A 17500-nucleotide genomic window follows, 5' to 3' on the forward strand; every position below is an offset into this window, starting at 1 on the left:
GCGTTTCAGCCGATCCGCGAGGCTTTGAGCAAGCGTTTCAAATCCCGGTAGAGCCCGTAGGGGTCGAATCCGGCATCATACCACATCATCAAATTTCCCAGCGGATCCATCAGAAACAGCTGGCCGCAGCGCAACGGCCTGCCGATCCAGCCGGCCAGCCGGGCAGCGAAATCCGGCGGTACGCGCGCCAGATACAGATCGCGATCCCCGAAGAGCTGGCTCCGTAACCCCGCCGCGGGCGGCCGATCCTCGCCCCAGACCGCCAGCCGCCGCACTCTGGGAATGTCCTTGCTGAACAGCGGGTGCAGCCGCCGGGTGTCGTCCAGCACTTGGCGACAGGCAGGTTCGTCGCCGGGAACGATCACATGCATCATGACCCAGCGCCCCCGGATTTCCTTCAGATCCTTCCTGGCGCCGGGAACCGGCTGGAACTGCTCGTAAGAGAGCGGTCTGGGCGGCTGGAGCAGCTGACCGTGATTTCCAGGCGTTCCCCATAGCCCCGGATGCCTGACCAAGTACCAGGCCCCCAGCCACGGTGCCGTGCCGATCAGGACGATCAGCCAGAATATCCACAGACCGTGGCGTTTGCGTTGTCGTGTCAAACCCGTCTCCTCGCCCGTTTCCATCCGTGCCACAGCCAAAGTCCTACGGCGATGGCGGAAAAACTGAACCATTGTAAGGCATATCCCCGGCTGCGTTCCGGCCGGATGTGCGCCAATTCCCAGGCCCGCACGTAGCCCTCCTCCGCCTCAGGATCGAGTTTGATCTGGAAATCGGCCACCGGGCGGCCGAGCCGCGCCGCGGCCGCCTCGGGTTCCAGCACCTGGACCACGCTGGGCCAGCCCGGCGACAGACGGCGCATTCCCGGCAGGTCCATGCCGGCCCGGGGAAAGGCATCGACCCATCCCGCCACCGTCACCGCATGGTCACCGAGGGAGACGTCCGGCAGCGTGCGGCGGTCGGCGGCGGCCGGCACCCAGCCGCGGTTGACCAGCACGATCCGGCCGCTGGGGAGCAACAGCGGTGTCAGGACTTCGTAGCCGGCCCGTCCCTGGTGCGTGCGCCCGTCGAGCAGAAACTGGTGCCTGCCGTCCCAGACGCCCTTCACCCGGACGTGGCGGTAGCGCCCCAGCTGCGCCAGGGTTTCCTCCCCGTCCAAAACCAGCGGCGGCTGCTGCCAGCGCCGGGCCTGCAGATCCAACAGCGCCTGTTTCTCCGCCGCCCGCCGCAGCTGCCAGTTCCCCAGGTTCAGGAACGCAACCACGGCGACCAGCGTCAAAAGTGTCATCAGGAGACTGGGTTTGAAAAGGATGTTACGGCGTTTTACCATGACCGATTTCGCAGCGGTGTTTTTTCATCATCATGCTCATTAGACTGATCATCCTCGCCGCATTCGTCGGCATCGTCGTCAGCCTCGGCTCCGCCCTCTACTACCTCCTCAACGATCCGAGCCGCTCACCGCGCACCGCCAAGGCGCTGACCACCCGCATCTCCCTGTCGCTGGTCCTGTTCTTCTTCCTGCTATTTGCCGCCTTCAAAGGCTGGATCAAGCCTCACGGCATCCGCCCGCTGCCCCAGGCAACAAAAAAGGCGCTGCCCTGAAAGCAGCGCCCCTTGGCTGGATGAGCGGAACCGCTCAGAGCCAGTACACGAAGATGAACAGGCCCAGCCAGACCACGTCCACAAAGTGCCAGTACCACGCCGCCGCTTCGAAGGCGAAGTGGTGCTCGGCATCGAAATGGCCCCGCAGGGCGCGGAGCAACACCACGGCCAGGAAGATCGTGCCGATGGTCACGTGGAAGCCATGGAAGCCGGTGAGCATAAAGAAAGTGGAACCATAGATCCCGGCCCCGAGGGTCAGGCCCATTTCGGTGTAGGCGTGATAGTACTCGTACGCCTGGAAGCCGACAAAGAGGAAACCCAGGGCGATAGTAGCGATCAGCCCCTTGACGAACTGGCTCCGGTCGTTCTTGAGCAGCCCCCAGTGGGCCCAGGTGACCGTGGCGCCGCTGGAAAGCAGGATCAGGGTGTTGAGCGCCGGAAGCCCCCAGGGCTCCATGGGTTCGAACTCGCCGCCGATATGGGCCGGGCCGTTGGTGGGCCACTCCGGTGCGTAATCCGGCCACAACAGATGGGTGAAAGCCCCCACACCGGTGGTGCCTTCCCCGCCCAGCCAGGGAACCGCGTACATGCGCACGTAGAACAGGCTGCCAAAGAAAGCGGCGAAGAACATCACCTCCGAGGCGATGAACCAGATCATGCCCCAGCGGAAGGAACGCTCCACCTGGGCGTCGTAAAGGCCGTTGAGCCCCTCGTTGATGACTTCGCCGAACCAGCCCGCCATCATGCCGAGGACGGTCAACAGCCCCAGCACCATGAAGAAGGGCCCCGCGCCGGAGCCGATCAGCATCGCCCCGAAGCCACCCAGAAACAGGGTCAGACCGATGGAACCGATGATCGGCCATCGGGCCTGGTGTGGCAGATAATAACCGCTTGCAGATGCCATAACTCTCCCCTATGTCGTTACTGTCTTATTTTGTTCCGCCCGCCGGCAGACCGAATACGTTGTACAGCGCGAGCAGATAGAACACCAAGGCCACCAGCCCCAGCAGAGCGGCCAGAATGAGATTTTTCTTGCGGATATCCATGCGCGTTCCGTGAAGGCCGGCCCCGCCTTCGGGCGGGGCCGGATCCGTCATTCTTCGGCGACCGCCTTCTGGATGTCGATACCCTCGAAGGAATGATGATACGGCATCGGCGAAGGCAGATTCCATTCCAGTCCATGGGACTTGGCGCCCTCCCAGACCTCGTCGCCGACCTTCTCGCCTTCACCCTTGACGCACTTGTAGACGATGTAGATCAGCAGCAGCTGGGTGAAACCGAAGATGAAGGCCCCGACGGTGGACATCTGGTTGAACTCGGTGAACTGCACCGCGTAGTCGGGGATCCGCCGCGGCATCCCCGCCAGTCCCAGGAAGTGCTGGGGCATGAACAGCAGGTTGAAGCCAAGGAACGACAGCCAGAAGTGGAGTTTGCCCAGCTTCTCGTCGTACATGGTACCGGTCCACTTGGGCAGCCAGTAGAACAGGCCAGCGAAGATGGCGAACACCCCGCCACCCACGAGGGTGTAGTGGAAATGGGCGACGATGAAGTAGTTGTCGTGGTAGTACAGGTCCACCGGCGCCTGGGACATCATGATGCCGGTAAAGCCTCCGATCACGAACAGCACCAGGAAACCGAGAGCGTGCAGCATCGGCGTCTCGAAGGTCAGCGAGCCCTTCCACATGGTGGCGAGCCAGTTGAACACCTTCACCCCGGTGGGCACGGCGATCAGCATGGTGGCGTACATGAAGTACAGCTCCGCCGGCACCGGCATACCGACGGTGAACTGATGGTGGGCCCAGACGATGAAGGACAGGAAGCCGATCACCGCGGTGGCGAACACCATCGAATTCTTGCCGAACAGCGGCTTGCGGGAGAAGGTCGGGACGACCTGGGAGATGATGCCGAAGGCCGGCAGGACGATGATGTACACCTCGGGATGACCGAAAAACCAGAACAGATGCTGGAACAGCACCGGGTCACCGCCGCCGGCGGCATCGAAGAAGCTGGTGTCGAAGAACTTATCGGTCAGCAGCATGGTGACCCCGCCCGCCAGCACCGGCATCACCAGGATCAGCAGGAAGGCGGTGATGAGCCAGGCCCAGCAGAACATCGGCATTTTCATCATCGTCATTCCCGGTGCGCGCAGGTTGAAGATGGTGACGATGATGTTGATCGCCGCCATAATCGACGACAGCCCCAGCAGGTGGACACTGAAGATGGTGAACGGCAGGGCGTTGCCGAACTGCAGCACCAGCGGCGGATAGAGGGTCCAGCCGGAGGCCACCGCCCCGCCGTCCATGAACAGCGTGGCGCTCAGCATGGCGGCGGCGAACGGCAGCACCCAGAAGCTCCAGTTGTTCATCCGCGGCAGGGCCATGTCCGGCGCCCCGATCATCGGCGGAATCATCCAGTTGGCGAATCCGGCGAAAGCCGGCATCACCGCCCCGAACACCATGATCAGGGCGTGCAGGGTGGTCATCTGGTTGAAGAAATGCGGGTCCACCAGCTGCAGGCCGGGCTGGTACAGCTCGGCGCGGATAATGAGCGCCATCGTCCCGCCCACCAGGAACATGACCATGGCGAAGGTCAGGTACAAGGTACCGATGTCCTTGTGGTTGGTGGTGGTGATCCAGCGCATGATGCCCTTGGCCGGGCCGTGTTCATGCTCTGCGGTATGGGTATCTGCTACCGTTGCCATTTGCCTCTACCTCTATCGTTGAATAGCCAAATCTGTCAGCGGGCGTCGGCGATGTCTTCCGGCGTCACCACATCCCCGGTGTCGTTGCCGAAGGCATTGCGGACATAGGTAATGACGGCGGCCAGATCCGCGTCGCTGATGTTCTCGTCGCTGCCGAAGGCCGGCATCGCGCCCTTGCCTTCGAGGACGATCTCGATCATCGCGTCCACGTCGTCGGTAGCCACGGGGCTGCCCGCCAGCGCCGGGAAGGTGCCCGGGATGCCGCTGCCGTCGGCTTGATGGCAGCTGGCGCAGTGGGTGTTGTAGGCTTCGCGCCCGCGTTCCATCGCCACCTGCAGATTCCATCCCTGGGCAGCGGCCCGACCGCCGGCCAGTTTCTGCTTCTGCTCAGCCACCCAGGCTTGGTATTCCTCCTTGGTCACCGCCTTGACCACGATGGGCATGTAGCCGTGATCGCGTCCACACAGCTCGGCGCACTGGCCGCGGTAGATCCCGGGTTTTTCGATCTCCACCCAGGCGGCGTTGACAAAACCGGGAATGGCATCCTTCTTCCAGCCGAAGGCCGGCACCCACCAGGCGTGGATCACGTCGGCGGCGGTGATGAGGAAGCGGATCTTGGTGTTGACCGGCACCACCAGCGGGTGATCGACGTTAAGCAGGTAGTTGGGAACGGTCTTGGGATCGATACCGGAACCGAGCTGGCGGGCACGGTTGCTGGCCTCGTCCAGGCTGCTGAAGAAGGCGATGCCTTCCTTCGGATATTCGTAGTGCCACTTCCACTGGTAGCCGGTGACCTTGATGTCCATCTCGGCGCCGCTGGTGTCTTCGATTTCGATCAACGCTTTGGTGGAAGGCACCGCCAAGCCGATGAGGATCAGCACCGGAATGATGGTCCAGACCACTTCCAGTTTCAGGTTTTCATGGAACTTGGCCGGCACCGGGTGCTTGGACTTGCGGTGGTTGATGATGGAATAGAACATCACCCCGAAGACCACCACCGCGATACCCACGCAGACCCAGATGGCGTACATGTGGAAGTCGTAGATGACGCGGCTGGTTTCGGTCGGACCGACCGGAATGTTGAGATGATAATCGGCCCAGGCGGCCTCCCCCACCAAAGCCAGGATCGCTGCGACGAACAAGCGCTCGAGTTTATTCAAGTTCACGGAACACTCCCCTCAAGTTTTGCAACCACGAAAACCGATCTTTGACGATCTCTAAAACGCCTGGATGCGGAGCTGCCGCAGCATCCCCGCCAGACGCATTTTTTCTTCTTCCGCCAGAAAAGCGCCGACCTCCACCCACTTGCCGTGGGATCCGACCCGCAACCGCGGCGCCGGCCCCGGCTGCCATTCGACCCGGAACCAAGCCCGCAGGAACTCCCGCCGTTCCTTCCGGTCCGGTCCCTTATGTTCGATCTGGATAGTGTCTCGGGAGACGGTGATGGTTTCCCGTACCGCACCCTGCCGCATACTATAACTCAGGGCGTAGCCGAGCAACAGCAGCTCGCCCCCGGAGAACGGCAGCACCAGCCACGCCCCCACGGCGGCGAAACCCAGACCGATCGCCCCCATCATCAACCCCATCATGCCGATCAGCAAACGGGCCTGGGAGGGCGTCAGGGAAGCGTTGGGACGCAGCACCAGACGAAACTCCTCCTCGCTGGCGCCGCGGTGCCGTTCGATCATTTGGTAATAAGCATGTGCTAAATTTGGTTTAATGTAGCCGATAAGCCGCTGACACTCAAGGTCATTATGCCCATCCCTTTGACATACGCAAAAAAACCTCCGCTCCCGGGGCTGGTTCTGCTACTGTCGCCGCTGCCTGCCTGGAGCCACGGCGGCCTGGAAGACGACCTCTGGCGGGCCTGGACATTCACCCCGGAAATCCTGGCGCCGCTGCTGCTGACGGGGCTGGTCTACGCCCGCGGCTGCTGGCGGCGTCACCGCCAGCACCGCCCGGTGCCGGTCGGGCAGATCGCCGCTTTCTGTCTGGGAATTCTGTGTTTCTTCATCGCGCTGCAATCGCCCATCGAACCGCTCTCGGATCATTTCTTGTTCATCCACCAGATCGAACACCTGCTGCTGCGGGTCTTCGCCCCCCTGCTCATGATCCTGGCCATGCCCCTGGCACCGCTGATTCAGGGGCTTCCCCGCCGGGCCCGCCATTCCCTGCTGGCGCCCTTGGTCAGAAGCCGCCTGGCCCGCGGGCTCTATGGCTTTTTCAGCCATCCTTTGGTGGCGCCGGTCCTGTTCGTCGCCACTTTGGTGGTGTGGCAGATCCCCACCCTGCACGACCGGGCGGTGCAGGACCTTCTGCTCCACGACCTGATGCACCTGAGCATGATCGTCACCGGCTTTTTCTTCTGGTGGCTGATCGCCGACCCCCGCGGCACCCGAGCCAGACTCCCCTACGGGCTGCGCCTGATCGTCCTGTGGGCGGTGACGATCCCCAACACCCTCCTGGGAGCCGGCATCACCCTGAGCAGGCAGCCGCTCTACCAAGTCTATGACGTCCTTACCGGCCGCTGGGGGATCGACCGGCTGATGGATCAGCAGATCGGGGGCATTCTCATCTGGGGGCCCGGCGCGATGATGGGGGTGATCGGCACCGGGGTGGTGTTTCTGGTCTGGATCCGGGCGGAAAGGAAACGGCCCGCCGGCCCTCACCTGAGCGCGGTCACGTAGGTCGCCACATAGGTGGCGACCACCTGCCCCTGACGGCGCGGATAGGCCGCCTCCAGGCGTTGCCAGGCACCCTTGCCCATTAGGTGGCGGGGACGGCCGGTCGTGACGTTGTGGGCCCCGATCTCCTTCAGGGAACGCAGCAGGGTCTTGAGGTCCGGATAGGCCAGGGACAGGGTTTCGCTGCGCAGCCGCCAGCGGCGGAAGCCGGCAGCGGCAACCGCCGCCTCCAGATCCGCCGGAGCCGGGAAGGTGTTGACGTGGCTGTAGTCGTCCACCGCCGCCCAGGCGCGGCGCAGCGTCTCCAGGGTGCCGGCCGTGAAAGTGGACAGCAGCAGGCGGCCGCCGGGCTTCAGAATCCGGGCCATTTCCGCCAGGGCCCGGGCCGGATCGAGACACCACTGCAGGGCCAGATTGCTCACCACCAGGGCGGCGCTGCCCGTCGCCAGCGGCAGGCGTTCGGCATCGGCGGCCAGATAACGCCCGGCCGGTCCCAGCCGGGCCCGCGCCTGGTGGAGCATCCCTTCGGCCAGATCCACCAGCAGCAGGGCCGGCGGTCGCCACGCCGCCAACCGCTGTGCACACCAGCCGGTACCGGTTCCGATGTCCACCCACCACCCCGGCGGCAGCTCTTCGGGACGGGCAGCCAGCAGGCGCTCGCCGATCTGCCGCTGCAACACCGCCTGGCGGTCGTAGCCCGGGGCGGCGGCGGAAAAGGCGCGGCGCACCAGGCGCTTGTCCCAACTCATGTCAAGGCGTTCCGGATCGCTGCGGCCACCGCCGCAGGGTCGGCGAGAAAAGGCGCATGGCCGCCGGTCACTTCCAGCCAGCGGCCGCCGCTGAGGCGGGCCGCCGCCCGCATCGCCGCCGCCGGCACCAGGACGTCATCCTCACTCCCGAGCCACAGGCTGGGACAGGAAAGCTGCGGTAGCGCGGCGCGCAAATCCCACTGCCGCAGCCAGGACAGGCCGGCCAGCAGCGTTTCCAAGGGCGGCGGCGGCCGCTGCCGCCACAACTGTGTCAGGGACCTGGCCGCAGGACCGCCCTTCGCCACAAGAGCCAGGAAACGGCGCAGGCCGCGCACCGGATCCTCCCGGACCCGCCGCTCCAGGTCGGAGAATGCGGCCGCCGCCATGCCCGCCCAGTCGGGCGCGGCCAGAAAGCGGGGATTGCTGGCCACCAGCACCAGACCGGTGACCCGCTCGGGATAGCGGTGCGCCAGCTGGAGCGCCAGCTGCCCCCCCAGGGACCATCCCAGCCAGCCCGCCGCCGGGACCTGTTCTGCCAGGGCGGCGATCAAGGCCGGCGCAGCGTCGGCGCGGCAAACCGGCGGCAGGTCCACCAGCAGCAGCTGGAAATGGTGCGCCAACTGCTCGACCAGCGCGCCCCAGACGCCGCTGTGCATGGCCCAGCCGGGAAGCAACACCAGCGGCGGGCCGCAGCCCACCCGCCTGACCGTCAGCCGGATCACGCCGCCAGTTCAGCCAGGGCCGCCAGCAGGCCGTCCACCTGTTCCTCGCTGTGGGCGGCGCTGAGGGTGATCCGCAGTCGGGCGCTCCCGGCCGGCACCGTGGGCGGGCGGATCGGCGCCACCCAGTATCCCCGTTCCAGCAACCGCCGGCTCCAGCGCAGCGCCCGCGCGTTGTCGCCGACGATGAGCGGTTGGATCGGGGTCGGCGACGGCAGCAGCGGCAGGCCGAACCGCTCCGCACCGCGGCGGAAACGGGCGGTCAGGGCCTGCAGATGCCGGCGGCGCCAGTCCTCGTCCTGCACCAGCCGCCGGGCCGCCCGCGCCGCCTCCGCCAGGGCCGGCGGCAGGGCGGTAGTGTAAATGTAGGTGCGGGCGCTCTGGAGCAGCCATTCGATCAGGTCGTCGCTGCCGGCGACGAAGGCACCGAACACCCCCAGGGCCTTTCCCAGGGTCGCCATCAGGACCGGCACTTGGGTCTGGTCTAGACCGAAATGGGACAGGGTTCCGGCCCCCGTCTCCCCCAGGACCCCGAAGCCGTGGGCGTCGTCCACGTGGAGCCAGGCATCGTGGCGGCGGGCCAGTTCCGCCAGCTGCGGCAAGGGCGCCAGATCGCCGTCCATGCTGAAAACCGCGTCGGTGGCGATCAGCGCTTCCTCCCCCCGGCTCAGCCAGCGCTCCAGCACCTTAAGATCACCGTGGGGATAGCGGCGCAGCCGCGCCCCGGCGAGACGGGCGCCGTCCAGCAGCGAGGCGTGATTGAGGCGGTCCTCGAACACCCGCCCGCCGCGCGTCACCAGCGCACCGATGACGCCGAGGTTGGCCTGATAGCCGGTGGAAAACACCAGGGCGCGGTCGCGGCCGGTGAAGGCCGCCAGTTCCTCCTCCAGGGCGTGATGGGGACGCAGGTGGCCGCAGACCAGATGGGAAGCCCCGCTGCCGACACCGTAGGCTTCCGCCCCCCGCCGCCAGGCGGCGACCACCTCGGGATGGTTGGCCAGCCCCAGATAGTCGTTGCTGCAGAAGTTGACCACCCGGCGGCCGTCAACCACCACCTCCGCCCCCTGGGGGCTGTCGAGCACATGGCGGTGACGGTAGAGCCCGGCGGCACGGCGCGCCGCCAGGGCGGCGCTCAGCTCAGTGACACGCACCGGAGAATTTCAGCCCCAGACGTTCGAACAGGCGGCGGTCGGCGTCGGCTTCCGGATTGTCGGTGGTCAGCAGCTTCTCGCCGTAGAATACCGAATTGGCCCCGGCGAGGAAGCACAGCGCTTGCATTTCGTCGCTCATGTCGCTGCGCCCGGCCGACAGCCGCACCCGCGATGCGGGCATGAGGATGCGCGCCACGGCGACGGTGCGCACGAATTCGATGGGATCAAGGGCTTCCCGACCGTGCAGCGGGGTTCCCTCCACCTGGACCAGCAGATTGATGGGTACGCTTTCGGGATGTTTCGGCAGATTGGCCAGCTGTTGCAGCAGGCCGGCGCGGTCCTCGCGGTCCTCGCCCATGCCGACGATGCCGCCGCAACAGACCGCCATCCCCGCCTCGCGCACGTGCTCGAGGGTGCGCAGACGGTCTTCGTAGGTGCGGGTGCTGATGATCTGCGGATAGTATTCCGGCGAGGTGTCGAGGTTGTGGTTGTAGTAATCGAGTCCCGCCTGGCGCAGCTTGCGGGCCTGTTCGGCGGTCAGCATCCCCAGGGTCATGCAGGTTTCCAGTCCCAGGGACTTGACCTGCGCCACCATTTCCGCCACCTGCTCGATGTCGCGGTCCTTGGGGGCACGCCAGGCCGCCCCCATGCAGAAGCGGGTCGCCCCCTTGGCCTTGGCGGCCCGGGCGGCCTCGACCACTGCGTCGAGTGGCAGCAGAGATTCGCGTTCCAGCCCGGTTTCGTAACGGCCGCTCTGGGGGCAGTAGGCGCAGTCCTCAGGACAACCGCCGGTCTTGATCGACAGCAGGGTGCTGACCTGGACCTCGTTGGGGTCGAAGTGGCGCCGGTGTACCGTCTGGGCCTGAAACAGCAAGTCGTTGAAAGGCTCATCGAACAGCGCCAGGATCTCCTCCCGGGACCAGTCGTGGCGCAGGTCATCCTGCGGGGCCAGTTCAGCTGCGGACACCGCCATCCTATCCTCCGGAAACGAATTAGACTTGGAAGGCGATGTTAGCGCAACCCCAGCGGCTGTCAACTGGAAAGAGCAGATGAAAGTTTACCACTGGCTGGAAGCGATCCAGTTCTACCTCCTGCCGCCCCGTTGCCTCCTCTGCGGCGGGCCGGGACGGCAGCCGCTGGACCTGTGCCTTACCTGTGAAGCCGAGCTGCCCTGGATCGAACACCCCTGCCCCGTCTGTGCCCGGCCCCTTCCCGCTGCCGCTCCGGCCTGCGGGGCCTGCCTGCGGCGGCCGCCTCCGTTCGAACGCACCATCGCCCTGTGGCACTACCAACCGCCGGTGGACCGCCTGGTGACCGCCGCCAAATACCGCGGCCTGCAGCCGCCGCTGCGCCTGTTCGGGGAGTGTCTGGCACGGCGGCTTGACAGCGCCCCCCGCCCCGATTGCCTGGTGCCGGTGCCGCTGCACCCCCGCCGCCTGCGCCAGCGCGGTTTCAATCAGAGCCTGGAAATCGCCCGGGTGGTCGGCCGGCGTCTGGGAATCCCCCTGCGTCCCGGACTGTGCCGGCGGATCCGCTTCACCCCGCCCCAGCAGGGTCTCAGCGCCCGCGACCGGCGGCGCAATCTGCGCGGGGCCTTCGTGGCCGATCCGGCTGTTCGCGGCCGCCACGTCGCCTTGATCGACGACGTCATGACCACCGCCGCCACCGTGGCCGAAATCGCCACCACCCTCAGGCGCGCCGGTGTGACCGAAGTCTCGGTTTGGGTGATCGCGCGGGCCTGAGCGCCGGAACGTGAGTCCGGTCACAGACGCCAAGATCACCTTGGACCATGCTTACCCCGAAACGATCACACAGCGGAGGTATACGTCATGTCCAGCGTTGAACTCATTCTCACCGGCAGTCTGCTGACCACCATCGCCGCCAGCGTCGGTTACTGCTGGCACCACTACCATCACCTGAGCGCACGTCACAGATAATCCAGCAGAATCCCCAGAAACACCACCGCCCCCAGCCAATTGTTGTTGAGGAACGCCTGGAAACAGCGCCCGGGGTCGTGCTCACGGATGAGCCACTGCTGGTAGGCCATGAAACCGGCCGCCGCCACCAGACCGGCCCAGTACCATCCCCCCAGCCCCACCAGGCGGCCGACCCAGGCCAGCACCGCCAGCATCGCCAGCTGGATCAGGCCGATGATGAGACGGTCGTGGCGGCCGAACAGAATGGCGGTGGATTTGACCCCGATACGAAGGTCGTCCTCCCGGTCGACGATCGCATACATGGTGTCGTAGGCCAAGGCCCAGAGCAGCGTTGCCAGCAGCAGCCACCAGGCGACGGCCGGCACGGCGCCGGTTTGGGCGGCGAAGGCCATCGGCACCGCCCAGCCGAAGGCCAGCCCCAGATAGGCCTGAGGCAGATGGGTGTAGCGTTTCATGAAGGGATAGGAAGCGGCCAGAAAGGCGGCGACGAAGGCCAGAGCGATGGTGAGGCGGTTGAGGAACAACACCAGCACGAATGCCAGCCCGCACAATACCGCGAACAGGATCAGCGCCTCCCTGGGAGTGACCCTGCCGGCCGCCAGGGGACGGTCGCGGGTCCGGCGCACGTGGGGGTCGAAGCGGCGGTCGGCGTAATCGTTGATGACGCAGCCCGCCGAGCGCATCAGCACCACCCCCAGGATGAAGATCGCCACGATCACAGGATCGGGACGGCCGTTGCCGGCGATCCACAGGGCCCACAGAGCCGGCCACAGCAACAGGAAGATGCCGATGGGACGGTGCAGCCGCATCAGATAAGCGTACTGCCGCAGCCGGTCACGCCAGTCGGTCATGGTCAGCCTCCAGTTCGAACAGCGGGGGCAAAAAGAATTCGGCGACCAGCAACGGCCGCCCGTCGATGGTGTAGCGGGTGCGCCGGCCCCAGTCGGGGCGCGGCAACGGCGCTCTCCAGTTCCGGGAAACCAGGCGGGTCCATTCGCAGCCCTGCCGGCGCACCGCCGGATCGGTGAACAGCAGCGCCCCCAGCGGCCGGGCGCCCAGCCGGGCAAAGCCGGCGCCTTCCCCTTGCAGGGTCGCCGGCGGGGCTACCGTCCGCGCCGCCAGCAGCGGCATTCCCCGGTGTTCCAGCACCACCTCCCGCACCCACAGCAGCCGGGGGCGGTAAGCGAGCCGGCGGCGTTCGCTCGCCAGCGCCCACCCCAACCCCTGACGCAACACCCGCACCTCTACCGTGCCGGTCAAGGACTGGAGGCGGGCGGTGAGGGAACCGGTTTCCGCCAGCCAGCTCAGCGCCTGGGGAGGCGGACGCCCGGCGAACCGAAACCTGGGAACGAACCAGCGCGGATCGTTGGCGAGCAGCAGACTGGGGGCGAGCGGCTTCAAAGGCAATGATCGCTGTAGGGTCAAACGTCGGCGTAGCGGTCGCCGCTGCCGATCCAGAAGGCCAGCAGCGCGGGGATGCGTTCCGGAGCGTGGCGTTCGAGCCATTCGGCCGCCTGCCGCACCTGGGGCAGCCATTGACGGTCGCGCACCGGGTCGGCCATTTTAAACTGCAGGGCCCCGCTTTGGCGAGTGCCGAGCACCTCTCCCGGACCGCGCAGTTCCAGATCCTTTTCCGCCAGGGCGAAACCGTCGTGGCAGCGGCGCAGATAGTCGAGGCGCTGGCGCGCCGCTTCCGTCAGCGGGGGACGGTAGAGCAGGATGCAGTAGCTCTGTCCCGGCCCCCGCCCCACCCGGCCCCGCAACTGGTGCAGCTGGGCCAATCCTAAGCGTTCGGCGTTCTCGATCACCATCAGGCCGGCGTTGGGCACGTCCACGCCCACCTCGATCACCGTGGTCGCCACGAGAAGGTCGATGTCGCCGGCCTTGAAGGCCGTCATCACCGTTTCCTTGTCGGCGCCTTTCATGCGCCCGTGCACCAGCCCGATGCGCACGCCGGGAAGTTCTTCGGCGAGCCGTTCCGCCGTCTTTTCCGCCGCCTCTCCCGCCAGCGCCTCGGATTCCTCGATCAGGGTACAAACCCAGTAGGCCTGGCGGCCGCCGGCGAGCCAGTCCCGCAGCCGGGCGATCAGTTCGGTGCGGCGGGCCTCGCTCATCACCCGGGTTTCCACCGGTTGCCGTCCCGGCGGCAGCTTGTCGATCACCGACACCTCCAGATCGCCGTAACGCAGCATCGCCAGGGTTCGGGGAATGGGGGTGGCGGTCATCACCAGATAGTGGGGGATCCACCCGTCCGCCTTGGCCTTGAGGGCGAGGCGCTGATCCACACCGAAACGGTGCTGCTCATCGACGATCACCAGCCCCAGGCGGGCGAAATCCACCGCCCGCTGGAACAGGGCGTGGGTGCCGATGACCACGTCGATCTCACCGGCGGCGACGGCTTCCAGCAGGCGGCGGCGTTCGCGGCTGGCGGTGCGGGCCGTCAGCAGCGCCAGCCGCACGCCCAGAGGTTCGAACCAGGCCCGCCAGGTGTGGGCGTGTTGCTCCGCCAGCAGTTCCGTCGGCGCCATCAGCGCGGTCTGCCAGCCATTGGCGGCGGCGCACAGGGCGGCCAGCGCGGCGACCACGGTCTTGCCGGAACCGACGTCCCCCTGCAAAAGCCGCCCCATCTGCCGGGTGGCAGCCAGATCGCCGCGGATTTCGGCGAACGCCCGCCGCTGGGCACCGGTGAGCTGAAAAGGCAGCTGCGCCAGAAACCGCGTTAGGTCTTCCTCCGCCAGCGGCAGCGCCGGCGCCCTGCCCTCGGCCCGGAAACGGCTCTGGCTCCGAAAGGCCAGCTGATGCGCCAACAGCTCCTCGAAAGCCAGCCGCTGCCAGGCCGGATGACGCCCTGCGGTCAGGGCGGCGGGGTCGGCCTCGGCGGGGGGACGGTGCAGGGCGGCCAATGCTTCCGCCGGCGCCATCGAAAGCGATGACGGCAGGGATTCCAGCGGCAACGCCGGCAACCACGGCGGGGCGGCGTCCAGCTGATCCAGCGCCAGCCCCTGCAGGCGCCGCAGGGTGCGCTGGCTGAGCCCCGGGGTGGTGGCGTAGACCGGCACGATCCCCCCGCTGGCCTGCTGGGACGGCTCCAGTTCGGGATGGATCATCTCGCGGCCGAAGGCGGACACCCTGACCTCGCCGAAACAGCGCCAGCGGCTGCCGGGCGCCAGCCGGTTACGCAGGGCGGCGCTGAAATGAAAAAAGCGCAGGTCCATGGCGTCGCTGCCGTCCCGTATCCGACTGACCAGCATCGGCCTGCGCCGTCCGGTCACCTCGGTGAGCACCACCTCGCCTTCGATCAGGCACTTACCCGCGGCAGCGGCGATGGGGACCACGGTACGCCGGTCCTCGTAGCGAATGGGGGCGTGCAGGAGCAGGTCACGCAGGTCGAAAATACCGAGCTTCTGCAGCCGCGCCGCTAAGGCCGGGCCGACGCCCTGGAGACTCAGAACCGGGGGAATGGACATCGCGGCGGCTGCCGCCATTGTCAGCTGCGGGCTCGCTGGATCTTCAGGACCACCGGCAGATGGCGCAGACGGCGGATGATTCGGGCCAGATGACGGCGGTCGCGGACGGTCAGGGTGACCAGATCGGTGCTGGTGTGGCTGTCCTGCTGGGTGATCTGGAAGTTCTCGATGTTGGCCTCCGCCTCGGCGATGGTCGCCGCCACCCGGGCCAAAGCCCCGCGGCGGTCGAGGAGGACGATGCGCAAATCGACGGGAAATTCCCCTTCCACGTTGCGATCCCACTCCGCCGGCATCCAGGTCACCTGTTTCTTCTGGAATTCCAGGGCGTTCTTGCAGCCGCTGCGGTGCACCACCAAGCCCTTGCCGGGGCGGAAGAAACCGATGATCGGATCGCCGGGAATCGGCCGGCAGCACTTGGCCAGACTGACCACCATGCCCTCGGTGCCCTGTATGATCAAGGGTACTCCGCTGCCGCTTTCCTCCAGCGCCACATCGACGCCGTCACCGCTGGCGGCCAGCTGGCGCGCCACCAGCATTGCCATGCGGTTTCCCAGGCCGATCTCCTCGCACAGCTGCTCGAGATCGCGGCAGCCGATGGCCTGCAGTTTGGCGGTCAGCGCTTCTGGAGGGATCGCCTCCAGATTCAGCCCCAGCTTGTGCAACTCCGCCTCCAGCATCCGCCGCCCCAGCCCCACCGCCTCGCGGCACTTGAGCTGGCGCAGGTAGCTGCGGATCGCGCTCCGGGCCTTGGCGGTCACCACGTAGTTGAGCCAGGAGGGATGGGGACGGGCGTGCTCCTGGGTCACCGCCTCGACCGTCTGGCCGTTGGCCAGGGGCGTGTGCAGGGGCATCAGCCGGCCATCGATGCGGGCGGCGACGCAGTGATGGCCCACTTCGGTGTGGACCGCGTAGGCGAAATCCAGGGCGGTCGCGCCGTAGGGCAGTTTGACGATGTCCCCTTCCGGGGTGAAGACGTAGACCTCCGAAGGAAAGAGATCGATCTTGAGGTTGTCGAGAAACTCCAGTGATCCCCCCTCGCCCTGCTGGTGCTCCAGGAACTCCTTGATCCAGGCATAGGCGCGGGCCTTGGCAGTGTCGGCGATCTCCTTTTTGTAGAGCCAGTGGGCGGCGATGCCGTTTTCGGCAATCCGGTGCATGTCGCGGGTGCGGATCTGCACCTCCACCGGCACCCCGTAAGGGCCGACCACCACGGTGTGGAGCGACTGATAGCCGTTGTCCTTGGGCAGAGCGATATAGTCCTTGAAACGTCCGGGCACGGGTTTGTAGAGCCTGTGCACCAGCCCCAACGCCCGGTAACAGGCGTCCACGTCGGTGGTCACGATGCGCACCGCATAGACGTCGAAGACCTGGTTGAAGGTCAGTCCCTTCTCGCGCATCTTTTTGTAGATGCTGAAAATATGCTTTTCCCGCCCACGGACCTCCCCCTCGATGCCCGCTTCCTCCAGACGCTGGCGCAGGTTGGATTCGATGGTGGCGATCACTTCCTTGCGGTTGCCCCGGGCCCGCTTGACCGCCCGCTTCAGCACCCGGTAGCGCATCGGGTGCATGGCCTGCATGGCCAGTTCCTCCAGCTCGAGGCGGATGCGGTGCATTCCCAGACGGTTGGCCAGCGGTGCGTAGATCTCCAGGGTTTCGCGGGCGAAGCGGCGCCGCCGTGCGGGGGCCATCGGCCCCAGGGTGCGCATGTTGTGCAGGCGGTCGGCGAGCTTGACCAAGATGACACGCAGATCCTGGGCCATGGCCAGGATCATCTTGCGCAGGGATTCGGCCTGGACCTCCTGCTTGGACTTGGTGTCGAGCTGGGTCAGCTTGGTGACCCCGTCCACCAGCCCGGCCACTTCGTCGCCGAAAAGCTCGGCGAGCTGCGCCTTCGTGACCGGGGTGTCTTCGATGACGTCGTGAAGGATGGCGGCGACGATTCCGGCCGTATCCATCTTCATCTGCTCGGCCAGAATCGTCGCCACTTCGATGGGATGGCAGACGTAGGGCTCGCCGCTGAGGCGGAACTGATCGGCGTGGGCCGCGTCGGCGAATTCGACCGCATGACGGACCGTTCCAACCTGTTCCTCAGGCAGATAACCGGCCACCGTCTCCAGCAGGCGCGCCGCCAGGACGTCCTGAGGGCGTTCGAGTTGCAGGGCCGGTTCCGCCATCTCGGGATGCCTAGACCGTTTGCGGCTGCGGCGCCGACCCCAGCAGCGGATCGACACCGCCGTTCATGTCCAGCTCGCGCAGCTTGTCGATGTCGAGCTTGCCGGCGGCGATTTCCCGCAGGGCCACCACGGTGGCCTTGTCGTCACCCCAGGGAACCAGGGGTTCGGCGCCGGCGAGCAGCTGGCGGGCCCGCTTGGTGGCGAGCAGCACCAGTTCGAAACGGTTTTCGACCTTGTCGAGGCAGTCTTCTACGGTGATTCGGGCCATGGATTTTCCTCAAGTCCTGTTGTATCCGTATAACAAATCTGTTGTAAA

General features: G+C 66.3%; 19 protein-coding genes. 3 read left to right on the top strand and 16 right to left on the bottom strand.

Translation table 11 applies throughout. The features are described from left to right. Positions 1-5: 5 nt before the first annotated feature. Together MCIT9_RS10305 and MCIT9_RS10310 are read right to left on the bottom strand one after the other, a co-directional pair. Positions 6-602, bottom strand: a complete 597-nt coding sequence (locus MCIT9_RS10305) for a hypothetical protein (RefSeq protein WP_317704800.1) — start codon at positions 600-602, stop codon at positions 6-8. After that, positions 599-1288 carry an SURF1 family protein gene (locus MCIT9_RS10310; RefSeq protein WP_317704801.1) on the bottom strand — a complete coding sequence of 230 codons (690 nt, stop codon included), beginning with the start codon at positions 1286-1288 and terminating at the stop codon, positions 599-601. Before MCIT9_RS10310 ends, MCIT9_RS10305 begins: the two co-directional genes overlap by 4 nt. 74 nt (positions 1289-1362) lie before the next feature. On the opposite strand from MCIT9_RS10310, the gene MCIT9_RS10315 reads away from it, so the two are divergent. Further along, positions 1363-1602, top strand: coding sequence for a twin transmembrane helix small protein (locus MCIT9_RS10315; protein WP_317704802.1), 240 nt, complete (start codon positions 1363-1365; stop codon positions 1600-1602). A gap of 34 nt (positions 1603-1636) precedes the next feature. Here MCIT9_RS10315 and MCIT9_RS10320 read toward each other — a convergent pair whose 3' ends face one another. From MCIT9_RS10320 to MCIT9_RS10340, 5 genes are read right to left on the bottom strand one after another with little or no spacing between them, the layout of a single operon-like run. Beyond that, positions 1637-2506 (bottom strand): cytochrome c oxidase subunit 3, encoded by an 870-nt coding sequence (locus MCIT9_RS10320; protein ID WP_317704803.1) that lies wholly within the window; start codon positions 2504-2506, stop codon positions 1637-1639. A gap of 25 nt (positions 2507-2531) precedes the next feature. Then, a complete protein-coding gene (locus MCIT9_RS10325) occupies positions 2532-2699 on the bottom strand; it encodes a hypothetical protein (RefSeq protein ID WP_317704804.1) in 168 nt (55 codons plus the stop codon). Beyond that, complete coding sequence (ctaD, locus tag MCIT9_RS10330; RefSeq protein WP_317704805.1) at positions 2696-4303, bottom strand: cytochrome c oxidase subunit I; 1608 nt, start codon at positions 4301-4303, stop codon at positions 2696-2698. The genes MCIT9_RS10325 and ctaD overlap by 4 nt, the downstream gene beginning before the upstream one ends. A 35-nt stretch (positions 4304-4338) precedes the next feature. After that, the gene (gene coxB / locus MCIT9_RS10335; protein ID WP_317704806.1) at positions 4339-5469 is read right to left on the bottom strand and encodes a cytochrome c oxidase subunit II; all 1131 of its coding nucleotides are present in this window, start codon (positions 5467-5469) and stop codon (positions 4339-4341) included. Positions 5470-5520: 51 nt separating this feature from the next. Continuing rightward, positions 5521-5991 carry a DUF2244 domain-containing protein gene (locus tag MCIT9_RS10340; protein ID WP_317704807.1) on the bottom strand — a complete coding sequence of 157 codons (471 nt, stop codon included), beginning with the start codon at positions 5989-5991 and terminating at the stop codon, positions 5521-5523. Positions 5992-6069: 78 nt separating this feature from the next. On the opposite strand from MCIT9_RS10340, the gene MCIT9_RS10345 reads away from it, so the two are divergent. After that, positions 6070-6990 (top strand): cytochrome c oxidase assembly protein, encoded by a 921-nt coding sequence (locus MCIT9_RS10345; RefSeq protein WP_317704808.1) that lies wholly within the window; start codon positions 6070-6072, stop codon positions 6988-6990. Here the strand turns inward: MCIT9_RS10345 and bioC are convergent. The 4 genes from bioC to bioB are packed head-to-tail and all read right to left on the bottom strand — an operon-like array spanning position 6969 to position 10579. Then, positions 6969-7736 (bottom strand): malonyl-ACP O-methyltransferase BioC, encoded by a 768-nt coding sequence (gene bioC / locus MCIT9_RS10350; protein WP_317704809.1) that lies wholly within the window; start codon positions 7734-7736, stop codon positions 6969-6971. The genes MCIT9_RS10345 and bioC overlap by 22 nt on opposite strands. After that, positions 7733-8458: an alpha/beta fold hydrolase gene (locus tag MCIT9_RS10355; protein ID WP_317704810.1), complete on the bottom strand. Its 726-nt coding sequence runs from the start codon at positions 8456-8458 to the stop codon at positions 7733-7735. The genes bioC and MCIT9_RS10355 overlap by 4 nt, the downstream gene beginning before the upstream one ends. Next, entirely contained in the window at positions 8455-9606 is a 1152-nt protein-coding gene (gene bioF / locus MCIT9_RS10360; protein ID WP_317704811.1) for an 8-amino-7-oxononanoate synthase, read from the bottom strand. Before bioF ends, MCIT9_RS10355 begins: the two co-directional genes overlap by 4 nt. Beyond that, positions 9593-10579, bottom strand: a complete 987-nt coding sequence (bioB, locus tag MCIT9_RS10365; RefSeq protein WP_317704812.1) for a biotin synthase BioB — start codon at positions 10577-10579, stop codon at positions 9593-9595. Before bioB ends, bioF begins: the two co-directional genes overlap by 14 nt. A gap of 76 nt (positions 10580-10655) precedes the next feature. On the opposite strand from bioB, the gene MCIT9_RS10370 reads away from it, so the two are divergent. After that, positions 10656-11348 (top strand): ComF family protein, encoded by a 693-nt coding sequence (locus MCIT9_RS10370; RefSeq protein WP_317704813.1) that lies wholly within the window; start codon positions 10656-10658, stop codon positions 11346-11348. 185 nt (positions 11349-11533) lie between these two features. On the opposite strand, the gene ubiA is transcribed toward MCIT9_RS10370, so the two are convergent. The 5 genes from ubiA to rpoZ are packed head-to-tail and all read right to left on the bottom strand — an operon-like array spanning position 11534 to position 17452. Next, positions 11534-12394, bottom strand: a complete 861-nt coding sequence (gene ubiA, locus MCIT9_RS10375; protein WP_317704814.1) for a 4-hydroxybenzoate octaprenyltransferase — start codon at positions 12392-12394, stop codon at positions 11534-11536. Continuing rightward, on the bottom strand, positions 12378-12944 hold the full coding sequence (locus tag MCIT9_RS10380) for a chorismate--pyruvate lyase family protein (RefSeq protein ID WP_317704815.1): 567 nt from the start codon (positions 12942-12944) through the stop codon (positions 12378-12380). The genes ubiA and MCIT9_RS10380 overlap by 17 nt, the downstream gene beginning before the upstream one ends. A 20-nt stretch (positions 12945-12964) precedes the next feature. Beyond that, positions 12965-15010, bottom strand: a complete 2046-nt coding sequence (gene recG, locus MCIT9_RS10385; RefSeq protein ID WP_317704816.1) for an ATP-dependent DNA helicase RecG — start codon at positions 15008-15010, stop codon at positions 12965-12967. A 20-nt stretch (positions 15011-15030) separates the two neighbouring features. After that, a complete protein-coding gene (locus tag MCIT9_RS10390; RefSeq protein ID WP_317704817.1) occupies positions 15031-17184 on the bottom strand; it encodes a RelA/SpoT family protein in 2154 nt (717 codons plus the stop codon). 10 nt (positions 17185-17194) lie between these two features. Beyond that, entirely contained in the window at positions 17195-17452 is a 258-nt protein-coding gene (rpoZ, locus tag MCIT9_RS10395) for a DNA-directed RNA polymerase subunit omega (RefSeq protein ID WP_317704818.1), read from the bottom strand. Between the last annotated feature and the right edge of the window lie 48 nt (positions 17453-17500).

It is taken from the genome of Methylomarinovum caldicuralii (assembly GCF_033126985.1).
Lineage (GTDB): Bacteria > Pseudomonadota > Gammaproteobacteria > Methylococcales > Methylothermaceae > Methylohalobius > Methylohalobius caldicuralii.